Annotated in this window: 20 protein-coding genes; 17 read left to right on the top strand and 3 right to left on the bottom strand. The window is 67.7% G+C overall.

Going from position 1 to position 26,118, the window contains the following annotated elements; translation table 11 throughout:
* Positions 1–33 precede the first annotated feature (33 nt).
* From ABZ865_RS09905 to ABZ865_RS09830, 16 genes are all read left to right on the top strand, one after another.
* Entirely contained in the window at positions 34–1,200 is a 1,167-nt protein-coding gene (locus ABZ865_RS09905) for an enolase C-terminal domain-like protein (protein ID WP_361226575.1), read from the top strand.
* A complete protein-coding gene (locus tag ABZ865_RS09900; protein WP_361226572.1) occupies positions 1,166–1,693 on the top strand; it encodes a VOC family protein in 528 nt (175 codons plus the stop codon). The genes ABZ865_RS09905 and ABZ865_RS09900 overlap by 35 nt, the downstream gene beginning before the upstream one ends.
* 66 nt (positions 1,694–1,759) lie before the next feature.
* Positions 1,760–2,524, top strand: a complete 765-nt coding sequence (locus tag ABZ865_RS09895) for an IclR family transcriptional regulator (RefSeq protein WP_361226569.1) — start codon at positions 1,760–1,762, stop codon at positions 2,522–2,524.
* 392 nt (positions 2,525–2,916) lie between these two features.
* Positions 2,917–5,127: a glycoside hydrolase family 2 TIM barrel-domain containing protein gene (locus tag ABZ865_RS09890; RefSeq protein ID WP_361226566.1), complete on the top strand. Its 2,211-nt coding sequence runs from the start codon at positions 2,917–2,919 to the stop codon at positions 5,125–5,127.
* 300 nt (positions 5,128–5,427) lie between these two features.
* On the top strand, positions 5,428–7,380 hold the full coding sequence (locus tag ABZ865_RS09885) for a thiamine pyrophosphate-dependent enzyme (RefSeq protein ID WP_361226563.1): 1,953 nt from the start codon (positions 5,428–5,430) through the stop codon (positions 7,378–7,380).
* Positions 7,377–8,345: a muconolactone Delta-isomerase family protein gene (locus ABZ865_RS09880; protein ID WP_361226561.1), complete on the top strand. Its 969-nt coding sequence runs from the start codon at positions 7,377–7,379 to the stop codon at positions 8,343–8,345. The genes ABZ865_RS09885 and ABZ865_RS09880 overlap by 4 nt, the downstream gene beginning before the upstream one ends.
* 257 nt (positions 8,346–8,602) lie before the next feature.
* On the top strand, positions 8,603–9,541 hold the full coding sequence (locus ABZ865_RS09875) for an ABC transporter permease (RefSeq protein ID WP_361226558.1): 939 nt from the start codon (positions 8,603–8,605) through the stop codon (positions 9,539–9,541).
* Between the two features lie 11 nt (positions 9,542–9,552).
* On the top strand, positions 9,553–11,340 hold the full coding sequence (locus tag ABZ865_RS09870; protein ID WP_361226555.1) for a dipeptide/oligopeptide/nickel ABC transporter permease/ATP-binding protein: 1,788 nt from the start codon (positions 9,553–9,555) through the stop codon (positions 11,338–11,340).
* Complete coding sequence (locus ABZ865_RS09865; protein ID WP_361226552.1) at positions 11,337–12,182, top strand: ATP-binding cassette domain-containing protein; 846 nt, start codon at positions 11,337–11,339, stop codon at positions 12,180–12,182. The genes ABZ865_RS09870 and ABZ865_RS09865 overlap by 4 nt, the downstream gene beginning before the upstream one ends.
* A 90-nt stretch (positions 12,183–12,272) precedes the next feature.
* Entirely contained in the window at positions 12,273–13,820 is a 1,548-nt protein-coding gene (locus ABZ865_RS09860) for an ABC transporter substrate-binding protein (protein ID WP_361226549.1), read from the top strand.
* Positions 13,821–13,975: 155 nt separating this feature from the next.
* Positions 13,976–14,752 (top strand): SDR family NAD(P)-dependent oxidoreductase, encoded by a 777-nt coding sequence (locus tag ABZ865_RS09855; protein ID WP_361226545.1) that lies wholly within the window; start codon positions 13,976–13,978, stop codon positions 14,750–14,752.
* A gap of 5 nt (positions 14,753–14,757) precedes the next feature.
* Positions 14,758–15,648 (top strand): SMP-30/gluconolactonase/LRE family protein, encoded by an 891-nt coding sequence (locus ABZ865_RS09850; protein ID WP_361226543.1) that lies wholly within the window; start codon positions 14,758–14,760, stop codon positions 15,646–15,648.
* Positions 15,649–15,795: 147 nt separating this feature from the next.
* Positions 15,796–16,602, top strand: coding sequence for an SDR family oxidoreductase (locus ABZ865_RS09845; RefSeq protein ID WP_361226540.1), 807 nt, complete (start codon positions 15,796–15,798; stop codon positions 16,600–16,602).
* A gap of 52 nt (positions 16,603–16,654) precedes the next feature.
* Positions 16,655–17,515, top strand: a complete 861-nt coding sequence (locus ABZ865_RS09840; RefSeq protein ID WP_361226537.1) for an SMP-30/gluconolactonase/LRE family protein — start codon at positions 16,655–16,657, stop codon at positions 17,513–17,515.
* 23 nt (positions 17,516–17,538) lie between these two features.
* The gene (locus ABZ865_RS09835; RefSeq protein ID WP_361226534.1) at positions 17,539–18,558 is read left to right on the top strand and encodes an alcohol dehydrogenase catalytic domain-containing protein; all 1,020 of its coding nucleotides are present in this window, start codon (positions 17,539–17,541) and stop codon (positions 18,556–18,558) included.
* 93 nt (positions 18,559–18,651) lie between these two features.
* Entirely contained in the window at positions 18,652–20,802 is a 2,151-nt protein-coding gene (locus ABZ865_RS09830) for a glycoside hydrolase family 2 TIM barrel-domain containing protein (protein WP_361226532.1), read from the top strand.
* A 653-nt stretch (positions 20,803–21,455) separates the two neighbouring features.
* On the opposite strand, the gene ABZ865_RS09825 is transcribed toward ABZ865_RS09830, so the two are convergent.
* Positions 21,456–22,490: an IS110 family transposase gene (locus ABZ865_RS09825; protein ID WP_361226529.1), complete on the bottom strand. Its 1,035-nt coding sequence runs from the start codon at positions 22,488–22,490 to the stop codon at positions 21,456–21,458.
* Between the two features lie 333 nt (positions 22,491–22,823).
* Here ABZ865_RS09825 and ABZ865_RS09820 point away from each other — a divergent pair, with 333 nt between their 5' ends.
* Entirely contained in the window at positions 22,824–23,921 is a 1,098-nt protein-coding gene (locus ABZ865_RS09820; protein WP_361226526.1) for an IS110 family transposase, read from the top strand.
* 497 nt (positions 23,922–24,418) lie between these two features.
* Here ABZ865_RS09820 and ABZ865_RS09815 read toward each other — a convergent pair whose 3' ends face one another.
* Positions 24,419–25,249 carry a CoA ester lyase gene (locus ABZ865_RS09815; RefSeq protein ID WP_361226523.1) on the bottom strand — a complete coding sequence of 277 codons (831 nt, stop codon included), beginning with the start codon at positions 25,247–25,249 and terminating at the stop codon, positions 24,419–24,421.
* Complete coding sequence (locus ABZ865_RS09810; protein WP_361226520.1) at positions 25,246–26,112, bottom strand: hypothetical protein; 867 nt, start codon at positions 26,110–26,112, stop codon at positions 25,246–25,248. Before ABZ865_RS09810 ends, ABZ865_RS09815 begins: the two co-directional genes overlap by 4 nt.
* Positions 26,113–26,118 lie beyond the last annotated feature (6 nt).

The following is a 26,118-nucleotide window of genomic DNA, read 5'->3' as shown; positions in this document are numbered from 1 at the left end:
CCCCTCGCTTCCTCTCAACAATGGAGCCAAGCTATGACGCTGCAGCCCGCGCGAGGCGAGAGCGAAGTAACGGGTATCAATGGGGGCGTCGGTCAGCGCGTGGTGCTCGCGGAGATCGTCGACTGCTCACTTTCGCTCCCCGCGCCAGTACGTCTCGGTGACGCCGTCTACGCCAGTCGCGACTACGTAGCCCTGAGGCTTGTCGACGACATGGGCACAGAGGGCTTCGCCTTCGGGTACACGCGAGGCACACCCCTCGCGGCCACGCTGGAGTCCGTACTCCGCCCGGTGGTCGGCACGAGGGTCGGTGACCGGCAGGGAACCCTCCAACGCATCCTGTCGGCGAGCCCGGCCGTGCGGCCGCTGCTCGTCCGCGCGGCAAGCCTCGCCGACATCGCGCTCTGGGACCTCGCCGCGAAGCACGCCGGCGCCCCGTTGGGCGATCTGCTCGGCGCCACACGTGATCGGGTGCCGGTGATGCCGGTCGCCGGGTACTTCCGCGACGTCCGTGGTGACGAGTCCGTCATCGAGGAGGTGGCCGAGCTGGAACGGCGTGGCCACCGGCAGATCAAACTCATGGTGGGTGATCTGAGTTCACCGAAGGCGATGGCTTTCCTCAGTCGTGCCCGCGACGCCCTCGGGCCGCAGACACGGCTGGCGGTGGATGCGCATTACAGTTTCGCGACCCTGCCCGAGGCCGTCCGGACCGCCCGGGTGCTGGAGGACGTAGGCGTTGCCTTGCTCGAGGACCCCTTCGTACCCACGCAGTGGCGCAGACTTCGCGAGCTGCACCGCGGCACCAGGATCGAGTTGGCTGCCGGTGAGGATGTCGTCGATCCGGTGCAGTTCCGCGATCTTTTGGAGAGCGTCTCCGTGCTGCGTGTCGACCCGACGACATGCGGCGGCATCCGCGCGGCGCTCAGCGGGATCGAGGCGGCGAGCCTGCGCGGAGTCGACGTCATTCCGCATGTGTTCACCGCCGTTGCCGCTCAACTGGCAGCCGCGTACCCGATCGTCACGAGTGTCGAGCACATCTCGTCGGAGAGCGGCTCGGACCCCATCGACCGCTACTTCGACGCGGAGATCAAGATCGAAGGAGGCGAGGCGATAGTGGACCCCAGGCCCGGTGTCGGCATCCACTTGGACTGGGAGCGGCTCCGCCGCGATGCCACCTCCGTCGTCCGTATCGATGCGGCATGAGCCGCGAAGGGAGTGCACGGTCATGACAGCGACATTCCGCCACTGCGGGCTCACCGTGAGCGACATCGGCCGGTCGCTCGAGTTCTGGCAGGACGCCCTCGGGCTCGAACTCGTGGCCCGGCAGTCACAGGACCGCGGCTACATCGAAGTGGTCACGCAGGAACCTGGCGCCCACGTACATCAGGCGCACCTGCGATTCCCCGGCAGCGACGACTTCATCGAGCTGCTGCAATACGTTTCCCCGTACGGTGAACCCAAGAAGCTGCTGCCGCGCGATCCCGGCGGCGGCCACGTCGCGGTGACCTGCGACGACCTGCCGTCTCTCCTCGCGCGACTCGAAGCCGCCGGCGGACGGCGATTCAGCGACCCCGTCGAACTCGACCGCGGAATCAACGCCGGCGCCCTCGTGGTGTATCTCCGCGACCCGGACGAACACATCGTCGAGCTGGTCCAGCCTCCGCGTACCCCGGCCCAGCCGCCTGATCGCAGGTGAAGGGATGCGGCCAAGTTCACGAACCGACATCGCCGATGTCAAATGGTGAACGCTAGATTTGAGAGTATGACTGACCAAGGACCGCTCGACGAGCCGCGGAGCCAGACACGTATCCAGTCCGTCAGCCGGGCGGTCGGGCTGTTGCTGGCCATCGCCGAGAGCCCGGACGGCGAGACGGCCAAGCGCCTGGCCGACCGCGCCGGACTGTCGCCGGCGACGACCCATCATTTGCTCACCACGCTGTGGGCCGAAGGCATGCTTGCCAAGGATGAGTCCCGCGTGTTCCGTCTCGGCCCGAAGGCTGCCGTCATCGCCGATGCCTACCAAAGGTCCGGCTGGGTGCCGCCGGAGTACCGCAAGGCGCTGCACTCGGTGGCGCAAAAGACCGGAGAAGCCGCGTACCTGGGCGTCTGGCGCCACGGCGGGGTCCAGGTGCTCGACAAGGTCGAGGGCGCGCATGCCGTTCGAGTAGTCGGACTGGACGTCGGGTTCAGCAAGGACGTGCATGCCCGAGCGAGCGGCAAACTGCTCCTCGCGTTCGCGCCGGAGGAGGTCCGGGCCGCCGTGCTCGACAGGATCCGGCTCCGGCAGGTGACCGAGTACACGATCACAAGGAAGGCTGACCTGCTCGCCGAGTTCGAGGCCATCCGGCAGGCGGGTCTTGCGTACGACCGCGAAGAGTTCCAGCTGGGCGTCAAGTGCGTCAGCATCCCGTTGTGGCGCGACGATACGGTCGCCGCCTGCATCACACTGTCTGCTCCTAGCCAGCGATTCGACGCCACTGAGGGGGATTTGATCGCCGCGCTACGGGAGGCGGTTTCGGCTGTCTAAGGCTCCTGTGCCTCGTTGAGGGCCGCCCGGCCGTGCTGCCCGGGCGGCCCTTTGCTGTCGGTGGTACCGGATGTTCCCGCTGATGAGCTCGGGGGCCTCCACGCTTCCTACGGAAGACATGTGTTTCAAGATTTGAAATGCACTATCACTATCTTGTTTCACCGGTTATGGTTTGAGCGCTGGCACTGATCGTGCGGCGAGAGCGTGCAGGCGGACCTTCCGGCACAGCCACACGCTCCCTGCGGTCTCCGCGCCGCCGACGGCCGGCCCTTGCGCCGGACTGCGGACTCGGCCGAGCCGTATGACCGCGAACCACATGGCGTCAACGACAGATCGCGAGACCGCGCGCAGCATCGCTGCGCCCAGCTCGTGCGGAGAGGAGTCCGTGAGGTATGCGCAGCATCATCAATCTTGACGGCGCCTGGACGGCGGCCGAAGGCAGCCTCCAGAAGGTCCCGGAGGCGTTCGACCACACCGTGCCGGTGCCTGGTCTGCTCGACATGGCCGCCCCCGCCTTCGCGGAGGTCGGGCTGCAGAGCAGTCTGCGCGAGGCGTTCTGGATGCGTCGCGAGTTCGATCTCGACCGCGACCCCGCACCGCTGAACCTTCTGCGCATCGGCAAGGCGCGCTACGGCACGAAGGTCATCCTCAACGGCGTGGAGATCGGCGAACACCGCCCCAACCACACCGTGGGCGAGTTCGACCTCGGTGGCGCGCTTCAGCGGGGTCGCAACGAACTGCTCGTGCGGCTCGGACCGTGGCGCGACGAGGAACCGACATCGGTGCCCGACGGACGCGACATCGAGGCGTACCTCGCTGTTCCCGGGGTCTACGACTCGGTGGAACTGGTCCTCGCCGAGTACCCCTACATCGACGTGGTCAAGACCGCGCCGGACCTGGACGCCGGGTCGGTGCGAGTGCTCGCCCGGCTCCGCGCCGGCGACGAGCCGGCCGCGTTCACGCTGGCTGCCGTGGTCCGAGAGGCGACCTCCGGTGACAGGTGCGGCACCGCGAACAGCCATGAACTCACCCTCGCACCGCACGAGAGCCGCGAGGTCGAGTTGGAGGTGGCGCTGGAGTCGCCTCGCCTGTGGAGTCCCGAGGATCCGTTCCTGTACGTCCTGGGTCTCAGCACCCCCGCCGATGCGTGCAGTGTCAGGTTCGGCATGCGATCGTTCGCCTTCGACAAGGCTTCGGGCTATGCGCTGCTGAACGGGCAGCGGTACCCCATGCGTGGATCGGCAGCCGCGCTGTTCCGATTCTTCGAAGACCCGGACCGGGCCGGCCGCCCGTGGGATCCCGCGTGGGTGCGTAAGCTGCATCGCCAGTTCAAGGCCATGCACTGGAACACCATCCGGTACGCCATCGGGTTCCCGCCCGCCTTCTGGTACGACATCGCCGACGAGGAGGGCCTGCTCGTCGTCGACGAGTTCCCGCTCTTCTATATCGACCTCTCCGACGACGCGCCTGCGGTCGAGGCCGCTCGCGCCCTCGACCCGAGCGTGCGAGGCCATGGTCTGCGCAGCATCACCGAAGGGCAGCCGCGTACGAGCGAACCGGCGAGGGTGCCGTGGCCGCAGGTGCTGACCGCTGACGCGATGGAGGCCGAGTTTTCGGAGTGGGTCGAGGGACACTGCAATCACCCGTCGGTCGTGATGTGGGGGAGCAACTGCGAGGGGAGGTCCCCCGAGACCGCGATCCTCGTCGAGCGCATTCGCAAGCTCGACCCGCAGCATCGGCCCTGGGGCGACGGGTGGAGCGGGCCGCCCACCGACGCGGACCCCTACGTCGCGCACTGGTACCTGCAATGGAACGCCGCGATGCGCGGAGAGCCCGCCGGCATCGGCATGCTGTCGGGGATGCGCAAGACCGCGATCGGTTATCCGCTCGGCGGCGCACCGCAGGAGCTGCTGCCGCATCTGCGCACACCGAACAAGGACTTCGACGGTGTCCCGGTCAACACCGGCGGCAACGCCGTACTGCTGGAGGAGTACGGCTGGCTGTGGCTCACCCGCGACGGCAAGCCCACCCGCCTCACCGAGCCGATCTACAAAACGCTGGACGGCTGGCCCGCCGCGACCGCCGACGAACGCCGCTACACGCGGGCGCGCCTCACGGCAGCGGAGACCGAGTTCTTCCGGTGCAACCGCACCCTGGCAGGTCTGCTGCTGTTCTGTGCACTGACCAGTTCCCATGACCGTGTTTCGACCGCCGATGCCTTCACCGACGTCGAATCCCTGGACTACGAGCCCCACTTCCTCCGATACGTACGCGACGCGTTCGCGCCGGTCGCTCTCATGGTCGATGTGTGGGAACGCCAACTCCGGGGCGGCGTCCTCCACGAGATCCCGGTGACCGCCATCAACGACCTGCCCGACGACTGGAACGGCGACCTGGTCGTACGCGTGCAGGCCGCTGATTCGGGCGAGTTGGTCAGCGAGCAACGGCGCACCATCCGCATCCCGGCCCTGGGCCAGGAGCGGCAGCACTTCGGCCTGACGACGGTGATCCCCGACGGCGAGCACCAGATCATCGCTGAACTCACCGACGGCGAGGGCTACTCGGTACGCAGCGTGCGCGACGTCCGCATTACTTCGGACTGAGGCCGAGGGCTGTTCGCCGGCCGTGCCGGAACAGGTCTGATGCCTCGTGGCGTCCGCGGCGCGGATGGCAGCACCCGCCGGCCCCGGAGCATCCCCATTGCTGCCAGGGCACTCGGGACGGCCATCGAGCGTGCCGGAGCTGGCCTGTTCCGGCTTACGCGGGCCACCGCGGAACGGTAAAGGATGCGAATCCGGACACCAGCTACTTGAACTAAATGAAGAGCACGTTCATAGTCTTGAAATCTAAGCGGATCGCGTGCGGTACGCCGCGTCCGTGAGCAAGTGAAAGAAGGGGCGATTGTGACCAAGCCGCTCGAGCTGTATCGGCGTATGGCCTTCATCCGGAGGTTCGAGGAAAAGGTCCTCGAGCTGGGGCGGGAAGGGCACGTTGCCGGATCCATCCACCTCTGCCTGGGGCAGGAGGCGATCCCGGTCGGAGCCATGGCGGCGCTGAAGCCGGGCGACCGCGTGTTGTCGACCTACCGCGGACACGGCTGGGCGCTCGCAGCGGGGGCCGACCCCTTCGCGGTCATGGCCGAGATCGCCCAGCGGGCCGAGGGCACCAACGGCGGTCGTTCGGGTTCGCCACTGCTGAGCGCACCCGAGGTCGGCTTCCTGGGTGAGAACTCCATCATCGGAGCGGGCCTGCCCATCGCCGACGGTGTCGCGATGGCCTCACAGATCCGCGGCGACGGAAAGGTCGTCCTCACCTCGCTCGGCGACGGAGCCATGAACCAAGGCGCGACCACCGAGGCGATGGTGTTCGCGGCGGCGAAGAGCCTTCCGGTGATCTTCGTCTGCGAGAACAACGGCTGGTCGGAGATGACCCCGATCACCACTACGACGCGCGGCGAGCACCTCGCGACCAGGGCTCAGGGGCTCGGCATCGAGGCCCACATCGTGGACGGCAACGACCCCGTCGCCGTACGCGAGGCCGTGGCGGAAGCCGCAGCCGTGTGCCGGGACGGTCGCGGTCCGGTCTTCGTCGAGTTCAAGACGGCGAGGCTGTCCGGCCACTACAACAAGGACGTGCAGCACTACCGTCCCGCCCAGGACATCGAGACGGCGGAAGCTGCCGACCCGCTGAAGCGGTTCCGTGAACTCGAGGGGCTCTCGGACGCCGAGGTCGGACAGGTCGAGGCCGAAGTGTCCGAGCAGATCGCCGAGCTGGCCGAGCGTACCCGGAAGGCACCGGCGCCGACCGGCGAAGACGCCCTGGAGCATCTCTACGCACCCGACCTGCCGAAACCCGCCACGCGGGCCGCTGTCGAACCCAAGGAAGTTCCGTACCACAGGGCGGTCAACGAGGCGTTGAAGGACGCCATGACGCGCCGCTCCGAGGTGCTGGTGTACGGCGAGGACGTCGGTGTCGCCGGCGGCATCTTCGGGGTGACCCGCAAACTCCAGAAGGAGTTCGGTGAAGAACGTGTCTTCGACACGCCGATCGCCGAGGCAGCCATCCTCGGCTCGGCGGTCGGTGCGGCCATGGAGGGCATGCGCCCCGTGGTCGAGATCATGTGGGCGGACTTCGTCTTCGTCGCGCTCGATCAGATCGTCAACCAGGCGTCCAACGTGCGATACATCAACCGCGGCAAGGTGTCGGCGCCGCTGGTGATCCGGATGCAGCAGGGGGTCACGCCAGGGTCTTGTGCGCAGCACTCCCAGAGCATTGAGGCGATCCTCGCGCACGTGCCGGGCATCAAGGTCGGCCTTCCCGCCACGCCTCAGGACGCCTACGCGATGACGCTCGCGGCGATCGAGGATCCTGACCCGGTCGTACTCATCGAACACCGGTCGATGTACCAGGACTCAGGGCCCGTACGGTTCGAGGGGCCGTCGGAGATCGCCGCAGGGGCCCGGTTCCGCCGCGACGGTGACGACGTCGCCATCATCACGTGGGGTTCGATGGTCGCGCCGGCGCTCAGTGCCGCCGAGCGGCTTCAGGCCGAGGGGGTGCAGGCGACGGTCCTGGACCTGCGCTGGGTGCGCCCGCTGGACGAGGCGGCGATCGCTCGCGCCGTCAGCCAGGCCGGTGGTCGGGTCGTGGTCGCGCACGAGGCATTCCTTCATGGGGGGTTCGGGGCCGAAGTCTCGGCGATGATCACCGAAAACCACTTCGATCAGCTGCGGCATCCCGTCGTACGCGTGGGTACGCCCGATGTGCGGATGCCGTCCGCCCCCGCCCTGCAGGAGCTTCTCCTGCCCAACGCGGAGTCGATTGCGGCCGCCGCTCGCAAGGCAGTGGGAAAATGACCGGCCTCGTCGAGTTCCTCGTCCATGTCGAGATCGACACCGGCGATCTCGACACCGCCACGGTGGACCAGCTCCGCGCCGCTGAAGCCCGGCGTGCCCAGGAACTGGCGGCCGACGGCAGCATCGATGCGCTCTGGCGGATCCAGGGACGATGGGCGAACGCGGGGATTTGGCGCGCACCCGATGAGAAAGCGCTCCTGCACAAGCTCGACAGCCTTCCATTGCGGCCGTACATGCGGATCGAGTGGGCCCAACTCGCCGAGCACCCGAGTGATCCCAGGCTCGCGCGCAAGGGCGATACGACGGCGAAGCCGGCACGCGGTCGGATTCCGCTCGATCCGCTGCCATCGCTGAGCCCGCGGACACGCGGTGGCAGTGTGCCAAGAGGGCGCACCGAGCTGGCGGCGCTCCCTGTGCTGCCGGTTCGCACGCGGGGCGAGCGGCGCACGGCGCTGCCGGCGGCTGCGAGTACCGGGCGGCATGTCGACACCGTTGAGCGGATCACAGGACGCATCGAGGTCGATGTCACGTCGGCGGGCGAGTGCGAGGACGCCGTACCGGCGATCGTGCAGTGCATCAGTGCCGCCGCGCGCTCGTTGCCCGCCACGTGCGTCGCGTCGTCCGAATTCGCCTGCGTCAGCGGCCAGGTGCTTCCCGACGCCCGCCGGTCATCGGATGACGCGATCGTGATCGGCCTGGCCCACTCCGGGTGCCACGACGGTGTCGAGATCCGCAGCGAGCGCGACGACCACGATCTCGACATTCACATCGGCCCCGTCGCGCCGCGTGTCGTGGCCAGGTCATTCGATGGTGGCGACGACGTCATGGCGGTCCGCAGGCTCGTCACCGTCGACGTCGCCTCTCGGTCAGCGCGGCTGTCCTCGGGCCAGATCGCGTCGCTCCTGGGCGACGTGAAGACGCGGATCGACCGGTGGGTGGCTGAACGCCACCGACGCCATACGTGACGACCGCTCCGCCACGCCGCAACTGACGCGAGCCGCGCGGCAGCCGCCTCCCCTACGAGGGACGGCGCTGCCGACACCGTGCCGGACCCCCCATCGGGTCCGTGCCGAAGTACCACACCGGCGAACTCTCGCTCAGGTCGCCAAGTTCCAAGACCTACCCAATTGCTGACATGACGTCAGCTGCACGATGACGTGGAGGTAGTGATGTTCATGCCGGGTGGCTGCAGCCCGAGCCCAGTGAGTTGCGAGGCCGGAGGATGATCACATTCCTGCTGCGTCGGCTGGTGAGCGGGATCATCGTGATCATCGTGGTCACCGCCCTGGTGTTCTTCCTGACGTACGGCGCGAGCCCCGACATCGCCCGCAACATCCTGGGCCCGTCCGCCTCCCATGCACAGGTCGAGATCCTCAACGGGAAGCTCGGCCTGGACAGGCCCCTGGTCGAGCAGTACTTCGACTGGATCACGAACGCCCTGCACGGGGACCTGGGCGTTTCCTACTTCACGTCCGAGCCCATCAACTCGGCGATATCCAGTCGCCTCCCGGTCACGTTCTCGATGGTGATCGTCGCACTGCTGATCACTGTGGGCGTGAGCCTCGCGTTGGGCGTCGTGGCGGCGGCACGAGGCGGCGTCGTCGACCGCGTGCTGCAGTCGATCGGGACGATCTCGTACGTCTTCCCGGTCATAATCCTTGCGATCGGGCTCGTCTACCTTTTCGCCATCGTGCTGCGCTGGGTCCCAGCGATCGGGTTCGTACCGATCGCGCAGTCACCGGGGCGATGGCTGGCATCGATCATCCTGCCCTCCATCACGCTGGCCATCGGCGGAATCGCCGGCCTAGCGGCACAGATCCGCGGCTCGCTCGTGGACGAACTCGGCATGGACTACATCCGCACACTGCGCAGCCGAGGCGTTTCCGAGCCTGCGATCCTCTGCAAGCACGCCCTGCGCAACGCGGCCGGGCCGGCGCTCACCGTGTTCTCGCTCCAGTTCATCGGCATCTTCGGGGCATCACTCTTCATCGAGCGGATATTCGCCCTGCCCGGCTACGGCGCCTACGCCATGAACGCCACCGTGCAAGGCGACCTCCCCGCACTTCTCGGCGTCACGCTCGTCAGCGTCCTGCTCGTCGTCGTCGTCAATCTGATCGTGGACATCGCGCAGGGATGGCTGAACCCGAAGGTGAGGCTGTGATGTCGCAGCAAATGGCAACACTCACGCCAGACCAGCCGACCGTCGCACCTCCTCCCCGGAAGGGACGTGTCCTGCGCGCGCTGCTGCGCAACCCGATGGCGATCGGGTCCGTCGCCGTGGTGGCCGCCATGACGTTGCTCTGGCTGCTCGCCCCGCTCATCGCCCACCACGACCCCCAGTACAGCTCGACCGATCACATCAATGCGCCGGCCGGCACGCCGGGATGGCTGCTCGGCGGCGACGCCCAGGGGCTCGACATCTGGTCCCGGCTGCTCGCCTCGATCGGCGTCTCCCTCACAGCAGCGTTCATCGGAACCGCAGTCGCCGTCGGCCTCGGTGTCGTCTTCGGCCTCCTCGCCGGCTACGCGGGACGCACCACCGACTCGGTCACGTCGTGGGTGTTCAACCTGCTCATGGCTCTGCCGACCCTGCTCATGCTCGTCGTACTGCTGCCCGTGACCCGAGGGTCGTACCAGCTGACGATGGTGCTCCTCGGCATCATGCTCGCTCCGGGCGTCTACCGCCTCGTGCGGAACATGGTGATCGGCATCCGTCGCGAGCTGTATGTCGACGCCGCGAAGGTCGCAGGGCTGTCGACGCGACGGATCCTGGCACGGCACGTCTTCTTCGCGGTGCGGGGTCCGATCGTCATCCAGGCCGCGTTCCTCGCCACGGTCTGCATCAACGTCCAGGCCGGCCTCGCCTTTCTCGGAGTGGGCGCGAGCACTCCGAGCTTCGGCACCATGATTTCAGCGGCCTTCAAGACGCTGTACGGATATCCCGTCCAGATGGTGTGGCCGACGCTCGGTCTGGTCGTCCTCACCGGGGCCTTGATCCTCTTCGCGAACGCCTACCGTGACGCCCTTGCCGGTGGTTCCGCTCCGGCGCGCCGTCGAAACCGTCGTGTGGTCAAGGACCTTACGCAACACGCGGATGAGGCCGCCTGCGCGACGGAGGCACCATGCGACGAGGCGTTGTTGAGGGTGCGGGATCTCCGCGTCGGATATCCACGCCCCGACGGGACGCTCAACGATGTCGTGCACCAGGTCTCGCTGACCGTGAAGAGGGGCGAAGTCGTGGGCCTCGTCGGCGAGTCGGGTTCCGGCAAGACCCAGACGGCGTTCGCGATCCTGGGCCTGCTGAACCGCCACGCTGACGTTTCCGCCAAAGAGGTGTCGCTGGGTGGCCGCCCCCTGCTGAAGCTGACTCAGGCGGAGCTTCGCAAGCTGCGCGGTCCCGACATCGCGTACATCCCACAGGAGCCGATGTCGAATCTCGACCCCTCGTTCACCGTCGGCTCCCAACTGGTCGAGCCCTTGCGGCGCACCATGCCGTCGGCGCAGGCGAAACAGCGCGTACTCGAGCTGCTGGCACGGGTAGGCATCCCCGACCCCGAGCACGTGTTCACCTCGTATCCGCATCAGATCTCCGGCGGCATGGCGCAGCGAGTCCTCATAGCCGGAGCCGTCGCCACGCGACCGAAGCTGCTGATAGCGGACGAGCCCACCACCGCGCTCGACGTGACCGTCCAGGCCGAGATCCTCGACCTTCTCCGAGAGCTGCAACGCGAACTGGAGATGGGCGTGCTCCTGGTCACCCACAACTTCGGTGTCGTTGCGGACCTGTGCGACCGCGTGGTGGTCATGCGGCAAGGCCGGGACGTGGAGACGGGCGAGGTGCGACAGATCTTCCACAACCCGGCACACGAGTACACGAAGTCGTTGATCGACTCGATCCTCGACGAGGAGACCCTCCGCACCGACATGCCGGCTCCCAGGGCCAAGGAAGGGGCCAGATGAACCGCCTCCTGCAGATCGACGACCTGAGGCTGCGCTACCCCGGTGCCAGGTTCCGGCAGCGCTTGCCCGAGGTGCTCAAGGGGGTGTCCCTGCACATCGCACCAGGTGAAACCCTCGGCCTGGTAGGTGAATCGGGGTCGGGCAAGACAACCGTCGGCCGCGCGGTGCTCGGCCTGGCCGAACCGACGGGCGGTGCGATCACCTTCGACGGCCAGGACATCACACACCTGCCCGCAGGCCGGAAGCGGCAACGTGCGCGAGACATCCAGGTGGTGTTCCAGGACCCCTACACCTCACTCACTCCGGCGATGGAGGTGCGGGGCATTCTCAGTGAGCCTCTCATCGCCCAGGGCGTCGAACGCTCCGAGGCGGAGCGCCGTGTGGCCTCGCTCCTCGACCGCGTCGCCCTGCCGAAGGACAGTGCGGACCGATTCGCCCGGGAGTTCTCCGGCGGGCAGCGCCAGCGCATCGCGATCGCTCGAGCCCTGGCGCTCGAGCCTCGGCTCATCGTGTGCGACGAGCCGGTCTCAGCGCTGGATCTGACGACACAGGCACGCGTGCTGGATCTGCTGATCGAGCTCCAGCGCAGCACCGGGGTCGCGTATCTCTTCATCACCCACGATCTGGCGGTCGTACGCCACATCAGCCACCGGGTGGCCGTGATGTACCAGGGCGAGATCGTCGAGACGGGTCCGGCCGCCACCGTCACGACACACCCGCAGGACGACTACACCAAACGACTCCTGCTCGCCGCTCCGACCGCCGACCCGGACGCGCAGGCCGAACGCCGCGCGACCAGGCAGGCATTCCTCGGACGGACCCGAGCCTCGGCCTCGGCCTGAGGCCGTTGACGGGACGCGCTGCGAGACCGCAGGGCATCTGGTCCTACTCGGGCACGAACGCCGCTCTCCCCCTTTGCAATCCCCGTCGCGGTGACGGCAACGCAGACCATGACAAAGGAGTCGCACATGCGCAGTCCAACCCGGCATCGCTGGACCGGCCTTTCAGCCGCCGCAGCGGCCACCGTTCTTGTTCTGAGCGGATGTTCCGGCGCCGCTCCCTCCGAATCCAAGAGCGAGCAACGCGTTCTCAGCCTCTCCACCAGGACGGCGCCCGCGAGCTTCGCCATCGGCAAGTACGGCGGTGGCGAAATCATGATCCAGACCTCGATCTTCGACACCCTGCTCGCCTTCGACCAGCAGGGGGCGATCGTCCCGAGCCTCGCGAAGAAGTTCGCGTACAACGAAGACCGCACGGTCCTCACCCTGACCATCCGGGACGATGCCAAGTTCTCCAATGGTGAGGTCGTCGACGCCAAGGCGGTCGTCGACAACCTGATGGTGACGTTCAAATCCGGGAGCAGCGCCGGCTTTGCAGGCGTGAAAACGATCAAGGCGCAGTCGGGTGGCAGGGTGGTGATCACACTGTCGAAGCCCAATGCCTCACTCGTGCCGAGCCTGGCCGGCGTCGGGGGATTCGTCGCCGCACCGTCCACGCTCGGTACCGCTGCGGAAGCGACCAAGCCGGTCGGCTCGGGCCCGTACAAGTTGAATCTCGCCAAGACCCAGATCGGTGAGAAGTACGTGCTCGACAAGGTCAAAGGCGAGTGGCGGGCCGACAAGTACCCGTTCGACCGCATCGAGATCTCCGTGATCCCGGACCTCACCGCAGCAGCCAACGGCCTGCAGTCCGGTCAGTTGGACCATGCGGTCGGCATCAGCCAGGACCAGGCCAAGTCCCTCAAGGGCCAGTTCACCACCGGAGTCGACAAGCCCACGACCTGGGGCAACATCTGGATCGCGGACCGCGAAGGCGACGTGGTGCCGGCACTCGGCGACAAGCGAGTGCGCCAGGCCATCAACATGGCCCTGGACCGCTCCGACGTGGACAAGCTGACGCCCGGGCAGACCCATGGCATCGACCAGATCTTCCAGGCCGGCGGCGGTGCGTACCAGTCCGACCTGAAGGGCCGCTACCCGCATGACGTCAAGGCCGCTCGCAAGCTGATGGCGGAAGCCGGCTACGCGAACGGATTCTCGGTGACGATGCCGAGCACGCTCGCCTCGACCGATTACGAACCGTTCCTGACCCAGTCCCTCGCCGACATCGGCATCAAGGTGAAGTGGAAGAACGTGTCATTGCAGGACATCGTCCCCAACCTCTCATCGAAGAAGTTCGCGATGTTCTACTTCCCCTCCACGTACTCGGGTTCCGACGCTCTCGATGTCGAGTCGGCCCTCGGCCCGGTCTTCAACCCGTTCAAGACGTCGACTCCGGAGCTGACGAAGCTGCTCGACAAGGCCAACGCGACCGGCGCCGGGAACGCGTTCGCCGACGTCAACCGGTACTTCGTCGACGAAGCGTGGTTCGCGCCGGTCGTCGCGAACACCTTCCTGTGGGCGCACAGCAAGTCGGTCGACTACACGCCCCCGAAGGTCTGGGGCTACTCGGTGCAGCCCTGGACCATCGCAAAGAACTGACCGCCCGCGTCGCCCCGGCTGCTCAGCTGTCGCGAGGCCGCCGGCAGGACGGCCAGGGATCGAAGGTGCCAGGACATGAGGCGTCCGTGCAAGGCCGATCAGGCACGCGGCCCATTTCATCAACACCAAGAGTAGATAGACAAGGAGGACCCGGGATGGGCCGTTTCGAAGGCAGGACCTATCTGATCACCGGCGGCGGGAAAGGCATCGCCGCCGCGCTCGCGGACGAAGTCGCGGCGGGCGGCGGCGCCGTGGCCGTGTTCGACATCGACGGTGACGCGGCGGCCGAGAAGGCAGCCAAGATCAATGCCGGCGGCGGACGCGCGCTGGCCATCCAGGGCGACGCGCGCGACGATGCGACCGTGCGCTCCGCAGTCGCCGCGGTGGTCGAGAAGTTCGGGCGGATCGACGGACTCGCGGCCCTCGCGGGTGTACTCCGTCTCGCCCCGATCGCGGACGTCCCCGACTCCCAATGGCGCGAGGTCGTCGAGACCAACGTGCTGGGGCCGTTCCAGTTCATCCGTGCCGCGGTGCCGCACCTGCGGGCCGCCGGAGGCGGATCCATCGTGCTCGCGGCTTCGGCGATGGCCTTCGCGAGCAGCCCGACGGCCGCCCTGTACTCGGCGTCGAAGGGCGCGATCGTCGCGATGACCAACTCGCTCGCGGTCGAACTGGCCGCCGAGCGCATCCGGGTCAACTGCTTCGCCCCGGGCACAGTACGTACGCCCATGGCACGCGAGCTGGCCCAGATGCAGGACGCGGACGACATCGACGCCACCGTCGACTCCTTCGGGCAGGGGCATCCCATGCTCCGTGTCATCGAGGCTGAAGAGGTCGCCCGGGTCGCGGCATTCCTTCTCAGCGATGACGCGAGTGCGGTTACGGGATCGTGCTACGGCGTGGACGCGGGCATGCTCGCGAACCTGGGGTGATCGGCATGCGTGAACTCACCACCATCGCGAGTGGCCTGGCATTCCCCGAAGGCCCCCGCTGGTACGACGGCTACCTGTACTTCTCCGACATGTACGGGCGAGAGGTGTTCCGCTACCGCGAGGGCACTGGCGTGGAGTCCGTGGCCACGGTCCCCATGCGGCCGTCCGGCCTCGCCCGGGACGCCAGTGGGAAGCTGCTGGTCTCGTCGATGCTGGACCGCCGGATCGTCAGGGTCCGCGACGACGGTGGCCTGGAAACATTCGCTGAACTACGAGAGTTGTGCCCCGGACCCGTCAACGACATGATCGACGACGGCCGCGGCGGGCTCTACGTCGGCAACTTCGGGTTCGACGACGAGGCACCGGAAGCGGTGATGACCCCGACCCGCCTCGTGCACGTGAACGCCGAGGGCGTGGCCGCTCAGGTGGGGGAGCCGATCAACTTCCCCAACGGAACAGTGGTGACCGGCGGTGGCACGAGGCTCCTGGTTGCCGAGACCTTCAGCTGTCGGATCCTCGCATTCGACATCGCGGAAGACGGATCCCTCAGCAATCGCCGCAACTGGGCCGTGTTCCACGAGCTGAAGAACGAATACGACCAGGCCGAGGCGCTCGGCAGCGGCGGGATCCTTCCCGACGGCATCTGCATCGACCGCGAAGGAGCCCTCTGGGTCGCCGACGCCGGCGGCAAGGGTGCCCTGCGCGTGGCAGAAGGCGGCGAGATCCTGGACCGCGTTCCGGCACCGGACGGCAGCGCGGTGTTCGCCGTCGCTCTCGGCGGCGACCAGGAGGACACCCTGTTCCTGTGCATCGGCCCTGCCATGGGCAGCGCCGACCTCGACGTCGTACGAGCCGGCAGCCTCGCCGCCTGCCGCCTGGACGTTGCGAAGGCGTGACCTCGAACGGCTGCGGTACGCACGACGCGGCGCGTACCGCAGCGTTCACCTGACCCACACCCATCCGACCGGCCGCCCTGTCCTGCCCCGGCATGTTGCCGATGCCGGTCGGGTGGGTGTGCTCCCCGCACATGAAAGGTGCAGTGCATGCAGACTTCAGCGCAATACACCGAGCCCACCGCGTTCGACGCTTCTGATCTCTTCAGCATCGAAGGACGCACCGCTGTCATCACGGGCGCAGCCCACGGCCTCGGGCTCGCGATCGCGACTGCCTTCGTCGGGGCGGGCGCGAAGGTGGGGCTCATCGACATCGACGCCGACGCGCTTGCCGACGTCGAGGCGATGCTCAACAAGAGGGGACAGGCAGTCGCCCACGCAGTGGACGTTCGCGACACGGCCGCTGTGACGGCCGCGGTTCGCGCGATCGCGGCACAGTTCGGCGGGATCGACATCCTCGTCAACGACGCCGCGATCTTCCCCAGCGCACCCCTGGCGGACATCGATCTCGACGACGTTGCGACCGCACTCGATATCAACGTGGTCGGCTACCTGCGCACGGTTCAGGCCGCGCTCCCCCATCTGAAGGCGAGCGGCCGCGGCCGCATCATCAACTTCGGGTCGGTGACCTTCTTCCTCGGCAATCCGGACGGCCTGGGCGCCTACATCGCAACGAAGGGCGCGGTTGCCGGGCTCACACGGGCCCTCGCGCGCGAAGTCAGCCCGCTCGGCGTGACGGCGAACGTGCTCGCACCAGGTGCTTTCCCCACGCGTGCCGAGTTCGGCCTGTACGAGGACCCGGCGGCGTTCGACCGCTCGGTGATCGAGAAGCAGTCGGTCAAGCGGCGAGGCTCCGTCTCCGACATCGGCGCGACGGCGATCTACCTGGCGAGCGACGCCTCCGCCTTCGTCACCGGCCAGACGCTCCTCGTCGACGGCGGCTGGACCTTCAACTGACCTGTCCAACACGGCAGTCGGCAACACATCACATCACCAGAGGAAGAAGAACATGGACAAGTACAGGGGCAAGGACGTTCCGATGAACGTCCTGTGCGAAGGCGCGACGACCGAGGTGCGTATCTCCCACCCCGAGGGGATCGCCGTCGACCAGGAGGGCAACATCTGGTGCGGTGGAGATCGCGGCGAGATCTACCGGATCGCCCCCGACGGAAGCAGCTGGGAGATCGTCGCGAACACCGAGGGCTTCTGCCTGGGCATGGCCTTCGACCACAACGGTGACCTCTTCATCTGCGACATGAAGCATGCCGCGGTGTTCCGCCTCGAGGTCGCGACCCGCACGCTCACTCTCTTCGCGGACGGCGTCGAGGGCCATCGGTTCCTCCTGCCCAACTACCCGGCCTTCGACCGTCAGGGCCGCCTGTTCGTCTCCGACAGCTGGAAGTTCGACGAACCAGGACCCGGCGTCCTCGTCTTCAACCCCGACGGATCCGGGGAGGTCTGGCACGAGGGGCCGTTCACCTTCGCCAACGGGCTGGCGTTCAGCCCGGACGGATCGACGCTCTACGTCGCCGAGACGTTCCGCAACGCCATCAGCGCGATCACGGTGCAGGCCGACGGTTCGGCGGGCGACAAGCGCGACCTCGCCATCCTGCCGGGCATCTATCCCGACGGGCTCGCTGTGGGCGAGGACGGGTCGGTCTTCGTGGGCTGCTACGAGCCGAGCAAGGTCCTCAACGTCGCGCTGGACGGCACCGCCACCGTCGTCGGCGAGGACGACTCGGCCCACACGCTCGCCCACCCCACGAACCTTGCCTTCCAGGGCAATCGCCTGTTGTCGAGCAACCTCGGCCGGTGGCATGTCACCGAGCTCGCGGTGAACCTCGGCGGCGTCCCCCTTCCGCCGAAGTGACCACGGGCACGCCGGAACGGCGTATGAACAAGGCCAAGGCGATAGTCAAGACCACCCAGGGCGCCGGCGGGGTGGAAATCCGTGAGGTCTGCGTGCGCCCGCCGGGGACGGGTGAGGTCGTGGTCGAGGTCGCCGCGGCTGGGGTGTGCGGGACCGATCTGCACATCATGGAGGGCGAATGGCCCACTGAGCCCCCCGTGGTCATGGGCCATGAGACGAGCGGCACGGTCGTCGAGTGCGGCGACGGGGTCGGCGACGAGTGGCTCGGTGCGGGCGTCGTCGCGGAGGTCATCATCGCGGACGGCACCTGCCGCAATTGCCTGCGAGGCAGGCGCAACCTCTGTGAGAACCGCCGGGCCATCGGACGCCTCGCCGATGGAGCGTTCACCAGGCACCTCACCATCCCCGTGCAGAACCTGCACCGGGTGCCCGACGGCCTCGACCTCCTGGACGCGGCGCTCGCCGAACCGCTTGCCTGCGTGCTCGGTGCGCTCGACTTCCCACCCGTCGTAGCGCCCGGTGACCGTGTACTCGTCACCGGTCCCGGAACCGTCGGTCTGCTGGCCGCGCAGGTGGCACGCCTGGCGGGGGGCACGCCGACGGTGGCCGGCACCCCACGGGACGCCGGCCGACTCGCGGTGGCGCGGGATCTCGGATTCTCGGTCGTGGGGGAGTCCGCGCCGCTCGACGCGAGCGCGGTCAGCGAGCAGTTCGACGTCGTCATCGAGTGTTCCGGCGCGGTGGTCGCGGCGAATCTGTGCCTCGCCGCCTGCGCGAAAGCCGGAACCTATGTCCAGCTCGGCATCTTCGGAGCCCCCGCACCCATCGACATGGACCAGTTCTGCCTCAAGGGGCTCTCCCTCAAGACGTACTACGGCGCGTCACCGCATGCCCTCGACAAGGCGCTGCTGTTGCTGGCCGACGGAGGGGTCGCAGCCCGTCCCCTCATCAGCCGGGTCGCCGCACTTGACGACTGGGAGTCCGTCTTCGAGCAGACGCGCTCCGGAGCCGGACTGAAGTTCATCTTCGATCCGGCCCTGTAGGCCCAGCCCCTTGAGGTCACTCAACCGAGAAACGGCACTCACATGACACACCGCACCGCACGGCATACCGTCGTCCTGGACGGCGTGTGGGACGTGGCGGACACCGTCTCCGCGACCGAACCGCCGACTGCGTACCGGCATCGCGTCCCCGTGCCGGCCCTGACTCATTCGTCGACGCCGGAGTTCCCCGGAATCGACGAGTTCGAGACCCCCGAATACGAGGTCGTCAAGGGATTCATCGGTCTCCCGTCCGACCCGCACCGCTTCACCGACGCCGGCACCCCGGGCCACCCGCGGAACTACTTCTGGTACCGCACGACCTTCGAGGCCCCTGCGCCGCGCGACGTCGCCACACTGCGGGTGAGCAAAGCGCAGTTCGGCTCCGAAGCGTGGGTCAACGGCGTACGCGTCGGCGGCAACGACAGTGGATTCACCGCAGCCGGCTACGACATCACGAGCGCCATCCACTGGTCGGCCGAGAACGAAGTCGCCATACGCATCGGAGCACACCCCGGCGTCCTGCCACCCGGCAACACGGCGGTCGTCGACTTCGAGAAGACGCACTGGACTCCCGGCATCTGGGACACCGTCGCGGTGATCTTCCATGACGGAGTCTCGATCACCTCGACCCAGGTCGCGCCGCGGATCGATCCGAAACAGATCACCGTGCAGACGCAGCTGACGAACACCACGTCGACATCCGTCACCACCACGCTCGTCCAGTCGGTGCGCGCCTGGCAGGGCAACGACGTGATGGCGCGAACGGAACAGAGCGTCACGCTCGAAGCCGGCGAATCACGCACGATCACGGAGACGATTCCGCTCCCCGATGCCCAACTCTGGTCGCAGGAGTCGCCCAACCTCTACGTGCTCGACACCGGCACTGGCGGTGACAGCACATCGACCCGCTTCGGCGTACGCGAGTTCAGGTTCGATGCCGCGACCAAGCGCGCCTACCTCAATGGCGAGGTCATCTTCCTCCGTGGTGCGACGGTATGCCTGCATCGATTCTTCGACGACGAGAAGGCCGGGACGCTGCCGTGGCAGGAGGACTGGGTACGCAAGCTCCTCGGCCTCATCCCTCGACGGATGAACTGGAACACGCTGAAGTTCACCATCGGCCCGGTGCCTGAGAAGTGGCTCGAGATCGCGGACGAGGAGGGGCTGCTCGTCCTCTACGAGTTCCCGGTCTGGACCTTGATGCCAGAAGTGAGACAGGGGTGGAGCAAGGAGTTCGACACCGCCACGCTGCGCCGGGAGTACGAGGCTTGGCTGAGCGACAACTGGAACCACCCCAGCATCGTCTACTGGGCCGCGAGTCTGGAGTCGAAGCTCCCGCAGGAGCAGTCGACCGACATCATCGAGGCCGTCCGCAAGGCGGATCTCTCCGACCGTCCGTGGGGCAACAGCTGGAATCCTCCGCAAGGCCCGGATGATCCTCACGAGTACAAGCAATACATGTCGAGCGACCCGAAATTCGACATGCTCCAGCTCGAGTCCGGGGGCGGTGCCCGCCGCGCACCGTACGACCCGCCCACGGGGCACCCAGCGCTCATCACCGAGTTCGACTGGATCTGGCTCACCCGCGACGGCGAACCGACTCCGTACACGAAGGACCTGTGGACGAAGACGCCGTACCCGCACGAGACCGCTGACGAACGCTTCCGCACTCAGGCGTACCTCCTGGCGGGGCAGATCGAATACTGGAGGTCGTACCGGAACTACGCGGGCATCCTCTACCTCTCCTACCTGTCCGCCGGCTGGGTCGTCGACAATTTCCGCGACGTCGAGAATCTGACCTTCCAGCCGTACTACGAGGAATACGTCGCCGACGCGTTCAACCCGTTGGGTGTCTACGTCAACTTGTGGCAGCGGGCGCTGGAAGTGAACAGTTCCCGCACGTTCGACGTTTCGCTGGTCAACGACGAGAAGAAGCGGGCCACGGGGACGATCACCGTCACGATCGAGAACGAGGACGGGAAGGCGCTCGCGTCGTCATCGCTCCCCTTCGATGTCGGGCCCAACGGACAGATGACCTACCCGGTGGCCATCGATCTGCCGTCCGATGAGGGCCAGGTCGTGCTGAAGGCCACGGCGCGGAAGGCGGGTGCCGAAGGTGAGGACGAGCAGACGGTGAGCCGACGCTTCGTGACGCTGCTCCCTGAAGGCTCCCTCGCCGGCGCGACACACAGCCTCCTGCCCGCCGACCAGATGGAAACCGGAGGTCAGTTCACAGCGGGCTAGTGCTTCGTTACGTAGCGTGATATCGCCTGGTGGCGGGTGCCTCGCTGGTATGAGGCTGGGGGCAGTGGAACGGCTCCGGGGTGAGTTAGCGCCATTACCTGCCTGATCAGAGAGGCATGGGAGGGGCCGGTCTGCGCATCGAGTGACAGGACGTCGAACTCGTCCGCGTCGTCCACCACATCGACCGGGCCATTGAGGACGCACACGCTGGCTGACCGGCCTCACTGTGTTGGCTGCTCGCGCAACGCGGCCTGCGTCAAGCCGTCCACTGCACTCATTCCGTATTGCTGGGGCAGGCCCCTCGGCGCGATCCCGCCGCACATCGAGTAGACGAGATCGCGTCGGTGCTCGCAGGTCATCGGCCAGGACCGCGTAGGGCATCCACCTGGTGAAAGAGGTACGAGCAAGTTGTCTCATTGTCGGTCCCTTCAGGGCAGGTTGAGTATCTGTTCCGACGAAGTCATCCGACTCTAGTCGGATCAGGCCGTTATGCCGGGATCGATGGGACGGTTGCGCAGTGCCGTCCCGGACGGGGGTCTGACTCATGAGATTTATGACCAGAGTGTCCCGTCACAGGCTTGTCGACTGCCGTTGCGGGACGGTGCCTGCTGTGTACCGAGCCACGGGGCGTGTCCCAATAGCGCCTCTGTGTGTCAAGCGGCATGGGCGAGGCGGGTCCGTTGGTCTCGTTTCATGATCCGGTAGACCACGTTGGACAGCCGTCGCTTGAGAGCCCTCCGGGCCTCCGAAGGTGTCTTCCCCTCAGCGATCTTGCGGAGGTAGTAGTCCTGCCCGCGCCCGCCATCGCGGATCTGGCAGACGGCGATGGTGTGCAGGACCGAGTTGAGCGCGCGGTTTCCGCCGGTGTTGAGCCGGTGGCGGACGTTGTTGCCGCTGGAGGCGTCCAGGGGTGCGCTGCCGGTGTAGCTGGCGAAGTGATGTTCGGTGGGGAAGCGGTTGATGTCCCCGATATGCCCGAGGACCTTCGCGGCGAGCACGGTGCCGAGGCCCGGCAGGGTGGTCAGCGTGGTGCGGGTCGCAGCGATGGCCTCGCGCATTTCGGCTTCGTTGTCCTTGACCTGCCGGTCCAGTCTGCGCAGGTCGGCCAGCAGGTCACGGGCTATGTCCCGGCGGCAGTTGTCGGTGGCCGTGATCGGCCGGACGCCCTTCATCAAGGCGGCGGCCTTGTCGGCCGACAGGCCGGTGGGTGCTCCGCCGGGCAGGAGATCGCGCAGGACGGCGTGGAGTCGGTTGAGGACGCGGGTGCGTTCCTGGACCAGGTCGTCCCGCCGCTCGGTCAGCAGCCGCAGGATCGTGGTCTGGTCTTCCTGGACCACGGGGCGCAGGTCGTGTCGGAAGAGGGCGACCTGGGCGACGTGGAGGGCGTCCTTGGCATCGGTTTTGCGGTCTCCGCCGGTGGCCAGCAGCCGGGCCCGGGCGGACAGGGTGGAGGGCACGTCGACCACGTTCTCGCCCGCGGCGGCCAGCTGCTGGGCGAGCGAGCGGCCCAGGCCGCCGGCGCCCTCGACCGCGAAACGACGCTCAGGCCACTGCTCGCACCAGCGCAGCAGCTGGCGGAAGGTTCCGGCGTTGACGACGAACCGGCGCTGGGCCAACTGGTGGCCTGCTGCGTCGACGGCGACGGCGGTGTGGGACGACTTGTGCGGATCGACACCGATCAGGATCACAGGCTGCTGCCCTCGCACTCGATGAGACAGGAAGGAGAGTGCGGTGGGCACCCTGACTTGAAGTCACTGCGTCACCTTCATGCCTCTGTCGAGCCACACCGCTCGGGTGTCGGTCGGCGGCGGCACGCTATTAGTGAGCCAGCCCGAAGGCGGCAAGGAGCACTGCGGGCCCGTGCCGACCGACACCCTGGACGCTACGGCTGCAGACCGCGCGTCTGGGGTCGATTCAACAAGTCAGGGGCCTTGCCGACGATCAGGCGCCATCACGGTTCAGACCGCCCGAGCAGGCCGGTGCTATCTACACGTCACATCACCAGGCAGGAGGCGAACACCATGACGACCAGACAACGCAGCACCTCTTCCAGCACAGATCCGCCAGTTCGGCGCGAGATCGTCCTGGGCGTGGACACGCACGGCGAGGTTCACGTCGCCGCCGTGATCTCCTCGCTGGGGAAGATCTTGGGGACCGAGTCCTTTCCGGCGACAGTGGCCGGCTACCGGCAGCTGCTCGTGTGGGCCCGTAAGCGAGGGACGGTGCGTCGGGCCGGTGTGGAGGGCACCGGCACCTTCGGCGTGGGCCTGTCTCGCTACCTGCTGGCGCAGCAGGTCGAGGTATACGAGGTGAACCGGCCCGACCGCTCGGCCCGTCGGTTGCTGGGGAAGTCGGACCCGATCGACGCACAGGCCGCCGCTCGAGCGGTGCTCAGTGGCCGCGCCCGGGCCCGGGCCAAGTCCGGCGACGGTCCGGTGCACAGTGCCCGGTTGTTGAAACTCGCCAAGGACTCCGCGGTCAAGGCCCGCACCCAGGCGATCAACCAGCTCAAGGCCGTCCTGGTCATCGCTGACCCCGCCCTGCGGGAACAGCTGTCCAGCCTGGGTAACCGTGAGCTGTTCCGCACCTGCGCACGCCTCGGCCCACCCGATGGTGGGGGAGACGCGGACGCGGTGACCCAGGTCACCCACATGACGTTACGCATGCTCGCTGAGCGCATCGAGCAGCTCACCGGGCAGATCGATGAGCTGAACCAGCGCCTGACCCGGCTCGTCGAACGTCACGCCCCACAGCTGCTCGTACCAGTGGGCATCGGTCCGGACAGCGCCGTCACTCTCCTGATCACCATGGGGGACAATCTCGAGCGGCTGAACACCGAGGCGTCCTTTGCTGCCCTTTGCGGAGTCAGCCCCATCGAGTACTCCTCCGGCCGGCGGCGCACGCGTCGGCTCAACTACGGCGGCGACCGACAGGCCAACGCCGCCCTGCACCGCATCGTCTTCACCCGGCTGCGCCACGACCCGCGCACCCAGGCGTACTACGAACGCCGCACCCAGGAAGGCAAGACCCGACGCGAGATCATCCGATGCCTCAAGCGATATGCGGCCCGCGAGGTCTTCAACCTGTTCAGACCGGCTTCCCGCACCCCTGCGTTATAGGGGCGTCGGTGATATGGCGAAGACCCGGCGGGACCGATCGTGACGCTACCCGCACGGAGCCGTGAGACGACCAAGCCGCACTGGAGCGCTCCAGTGCGGCTTGGTCGTGAGATCGGGTGCGCTTGCGCGGACGATGCGGTCGGCGCCTCATGCGGTCCGGGTTCCTGGGGTGCTTTGGGGGTTCGTGGATTTGCGATCGCATCCGCTTATCTGTCTCTGCAAAGGGGACTGTGCCCCTGACGGCACAGATGGGCGGGAGGGCCCCACGGACGCGCTGCCCTGGTCTGACCGACCCGCCTGGCAGTCCCGCCTCGTTCCACCAGGAGGATCCGGCCAACCGGCCGACGGCCTATTCGGCTGGGAACCGGTTCACGAAGACCGAGTTCCCGGCTGGTCCGGGGGCAGGCGGTGCCCTCAACCCATCGCCTACCCCCGGTTCCCGCACCGCAGGTGCTCCGCGGGACCCCGGGTGCGGTTCCGGGGCCGGCGGAGCGGCGTCAGCGTGCGGTACGGGGATCTGTAGCGCGGGCCAGAACAGAACGCGCGCGTTCGAGGACCGGCCGGTCGATCATCTGTCCGTCGAGCGTGGTGACCGACTCACCGGCTTCGAGGACGCGGCGCGCCCAGCGCAGTTCGCCCGGTGCGGGCGCGAACGCCGCAGCCGCAGGGGCGACTTGGTCCGGATGAACGCACAACTTGCCGGTGAAGCCCAGACGCCGTGCGTGTGCCGCGTCTTCGCCCAGGGCGTCGGGGTCCCTTACAGCGGTGGTGACGCCGTCGATCGGCGGGTGGGCGCCCATGGCGACGGAGGCCAGGACCAGCCGGGAGCGGGCGTGGGCCAGGGCCGTGTGGTCGTCGGGGGCCACACCGAGTTGGGCGGCCAGGTCGACGTTGCCGAAGGCGGCGCGGACGGTTCCGGGGGCGGCGCACAGTTCGGGGGAGCGTTCGATGCCGAGGGCCGTTTCGACCAACGGGATCAGCGGGCAACGGCCGGATGTGCGGGCAGTGATTTTCGCGAGGGTCTCCTGCTGCTCGGCCTTGGGCACCATGACCGGGCAGCCGTGCTCGGCGGCCGTCGCGAGGTCGGCCTCGTGCCAGGGCGTGCCGGGTGGGTTGACGCGTACGACGGCGCGGTTGCCGCGCGCGAGCCACGCACCGGTCTGGGTACGGGCCGCTTCCTTGTCGGCCGGGGCGACGGCGTCCTCCAGGTCGATGATGACGAGGTCGGCGCCGGCGGCGGCTGCCTTGGCGAAGCGGTCGGGGCGGTCGCCGGGGACGAAGAGCAGGGTGTGTGCGGCGGCGATGCGCTCGTTGTCCGGGTGGCTCATGCGAAGGTCACCTCGGCGGTGGCGTGGCGGCCCTCTCGGTGGGTGGCGACGCGCAGCCGGGCCCGGCAGCCGTCGGACGGTGTGCCGTCGGCCAGCAGGTGTTCGCCCTTGAAGGCCGGCCGGTGCAGGCGGTAGGACAGCGAGCGCACCTGCCGCTCGGGGGCGCCTCGGCGGACCAGTTCCAGCATGAGCAGGGCCAGCAGGGGGCCGTGCACGACGAGGCCGGGATAGCCTTCGACGTCACGGCAGTACGGGGTGTCGTAGTGGATGCGGTGGGCGTTGGCGGTGAGCGCGCTGAACCGGAACAGCAGGGTCTCGGTCGGCTGAAGACGCAACTGCCAGGGGCCTTCGGCGTTTGGAACGGACGAGTCTTCGGGCATGCCCGGGTGCTGGGGCGTGGAGCCCTCGCCCGACCTGTAGACGATGTCCTGCTCTTCGACCAGGCAGGTGCGCCCGTGCTGCCGGAACTCCTGGCGTTCGGTGACGAACAGCAGCTCGCCGGTGCGGCCCTGCTTGGGTGTGACGGCCGCCAGGCTGCTGACTCGCTCGGCGGTCGCGGCGAGGCGCAGGGGCTGGATGATCTCGCACCGTCCGCCGGCGAACATCCGCCGGCGTGCGGGGATGGGCGGTAGGAAGCGGGCGTCGCGCGGGTGTCCGTCGGGGCCGAGGTCCTGCTGGGGCGCCCAGTGCAGGAAGTACAGCCAGTGCCACAGCGGCGGCAGGGGGTCGCCGGGCTCGGCGGCGGTGCCGGGGAGGTCCAGTAGTGCGGACAGGGCTGCTGTGGGACCCGGTGGCAGGTCGTCCGCGCAGGTGTCCGGTTCGGGGTGCCATGCCTCCACGTAGGAGGCGAGGGAGGAGGGCATGGGCTT

This window comes from Streptomyces sp. NPDC047085 (assembly GCF_040643735.1).
Classification (GTDB): domain Bacteria; phylum Actinomycetota; class Actinomycetes; order Streptomycetales; family Streptomycetaceae; genus Streptomyces.
The sequence above is the reverse complement of the archived record's forward strand: the minus strand, read 5'-3'. Positions and strand labels throughout refer to the sequence as shown.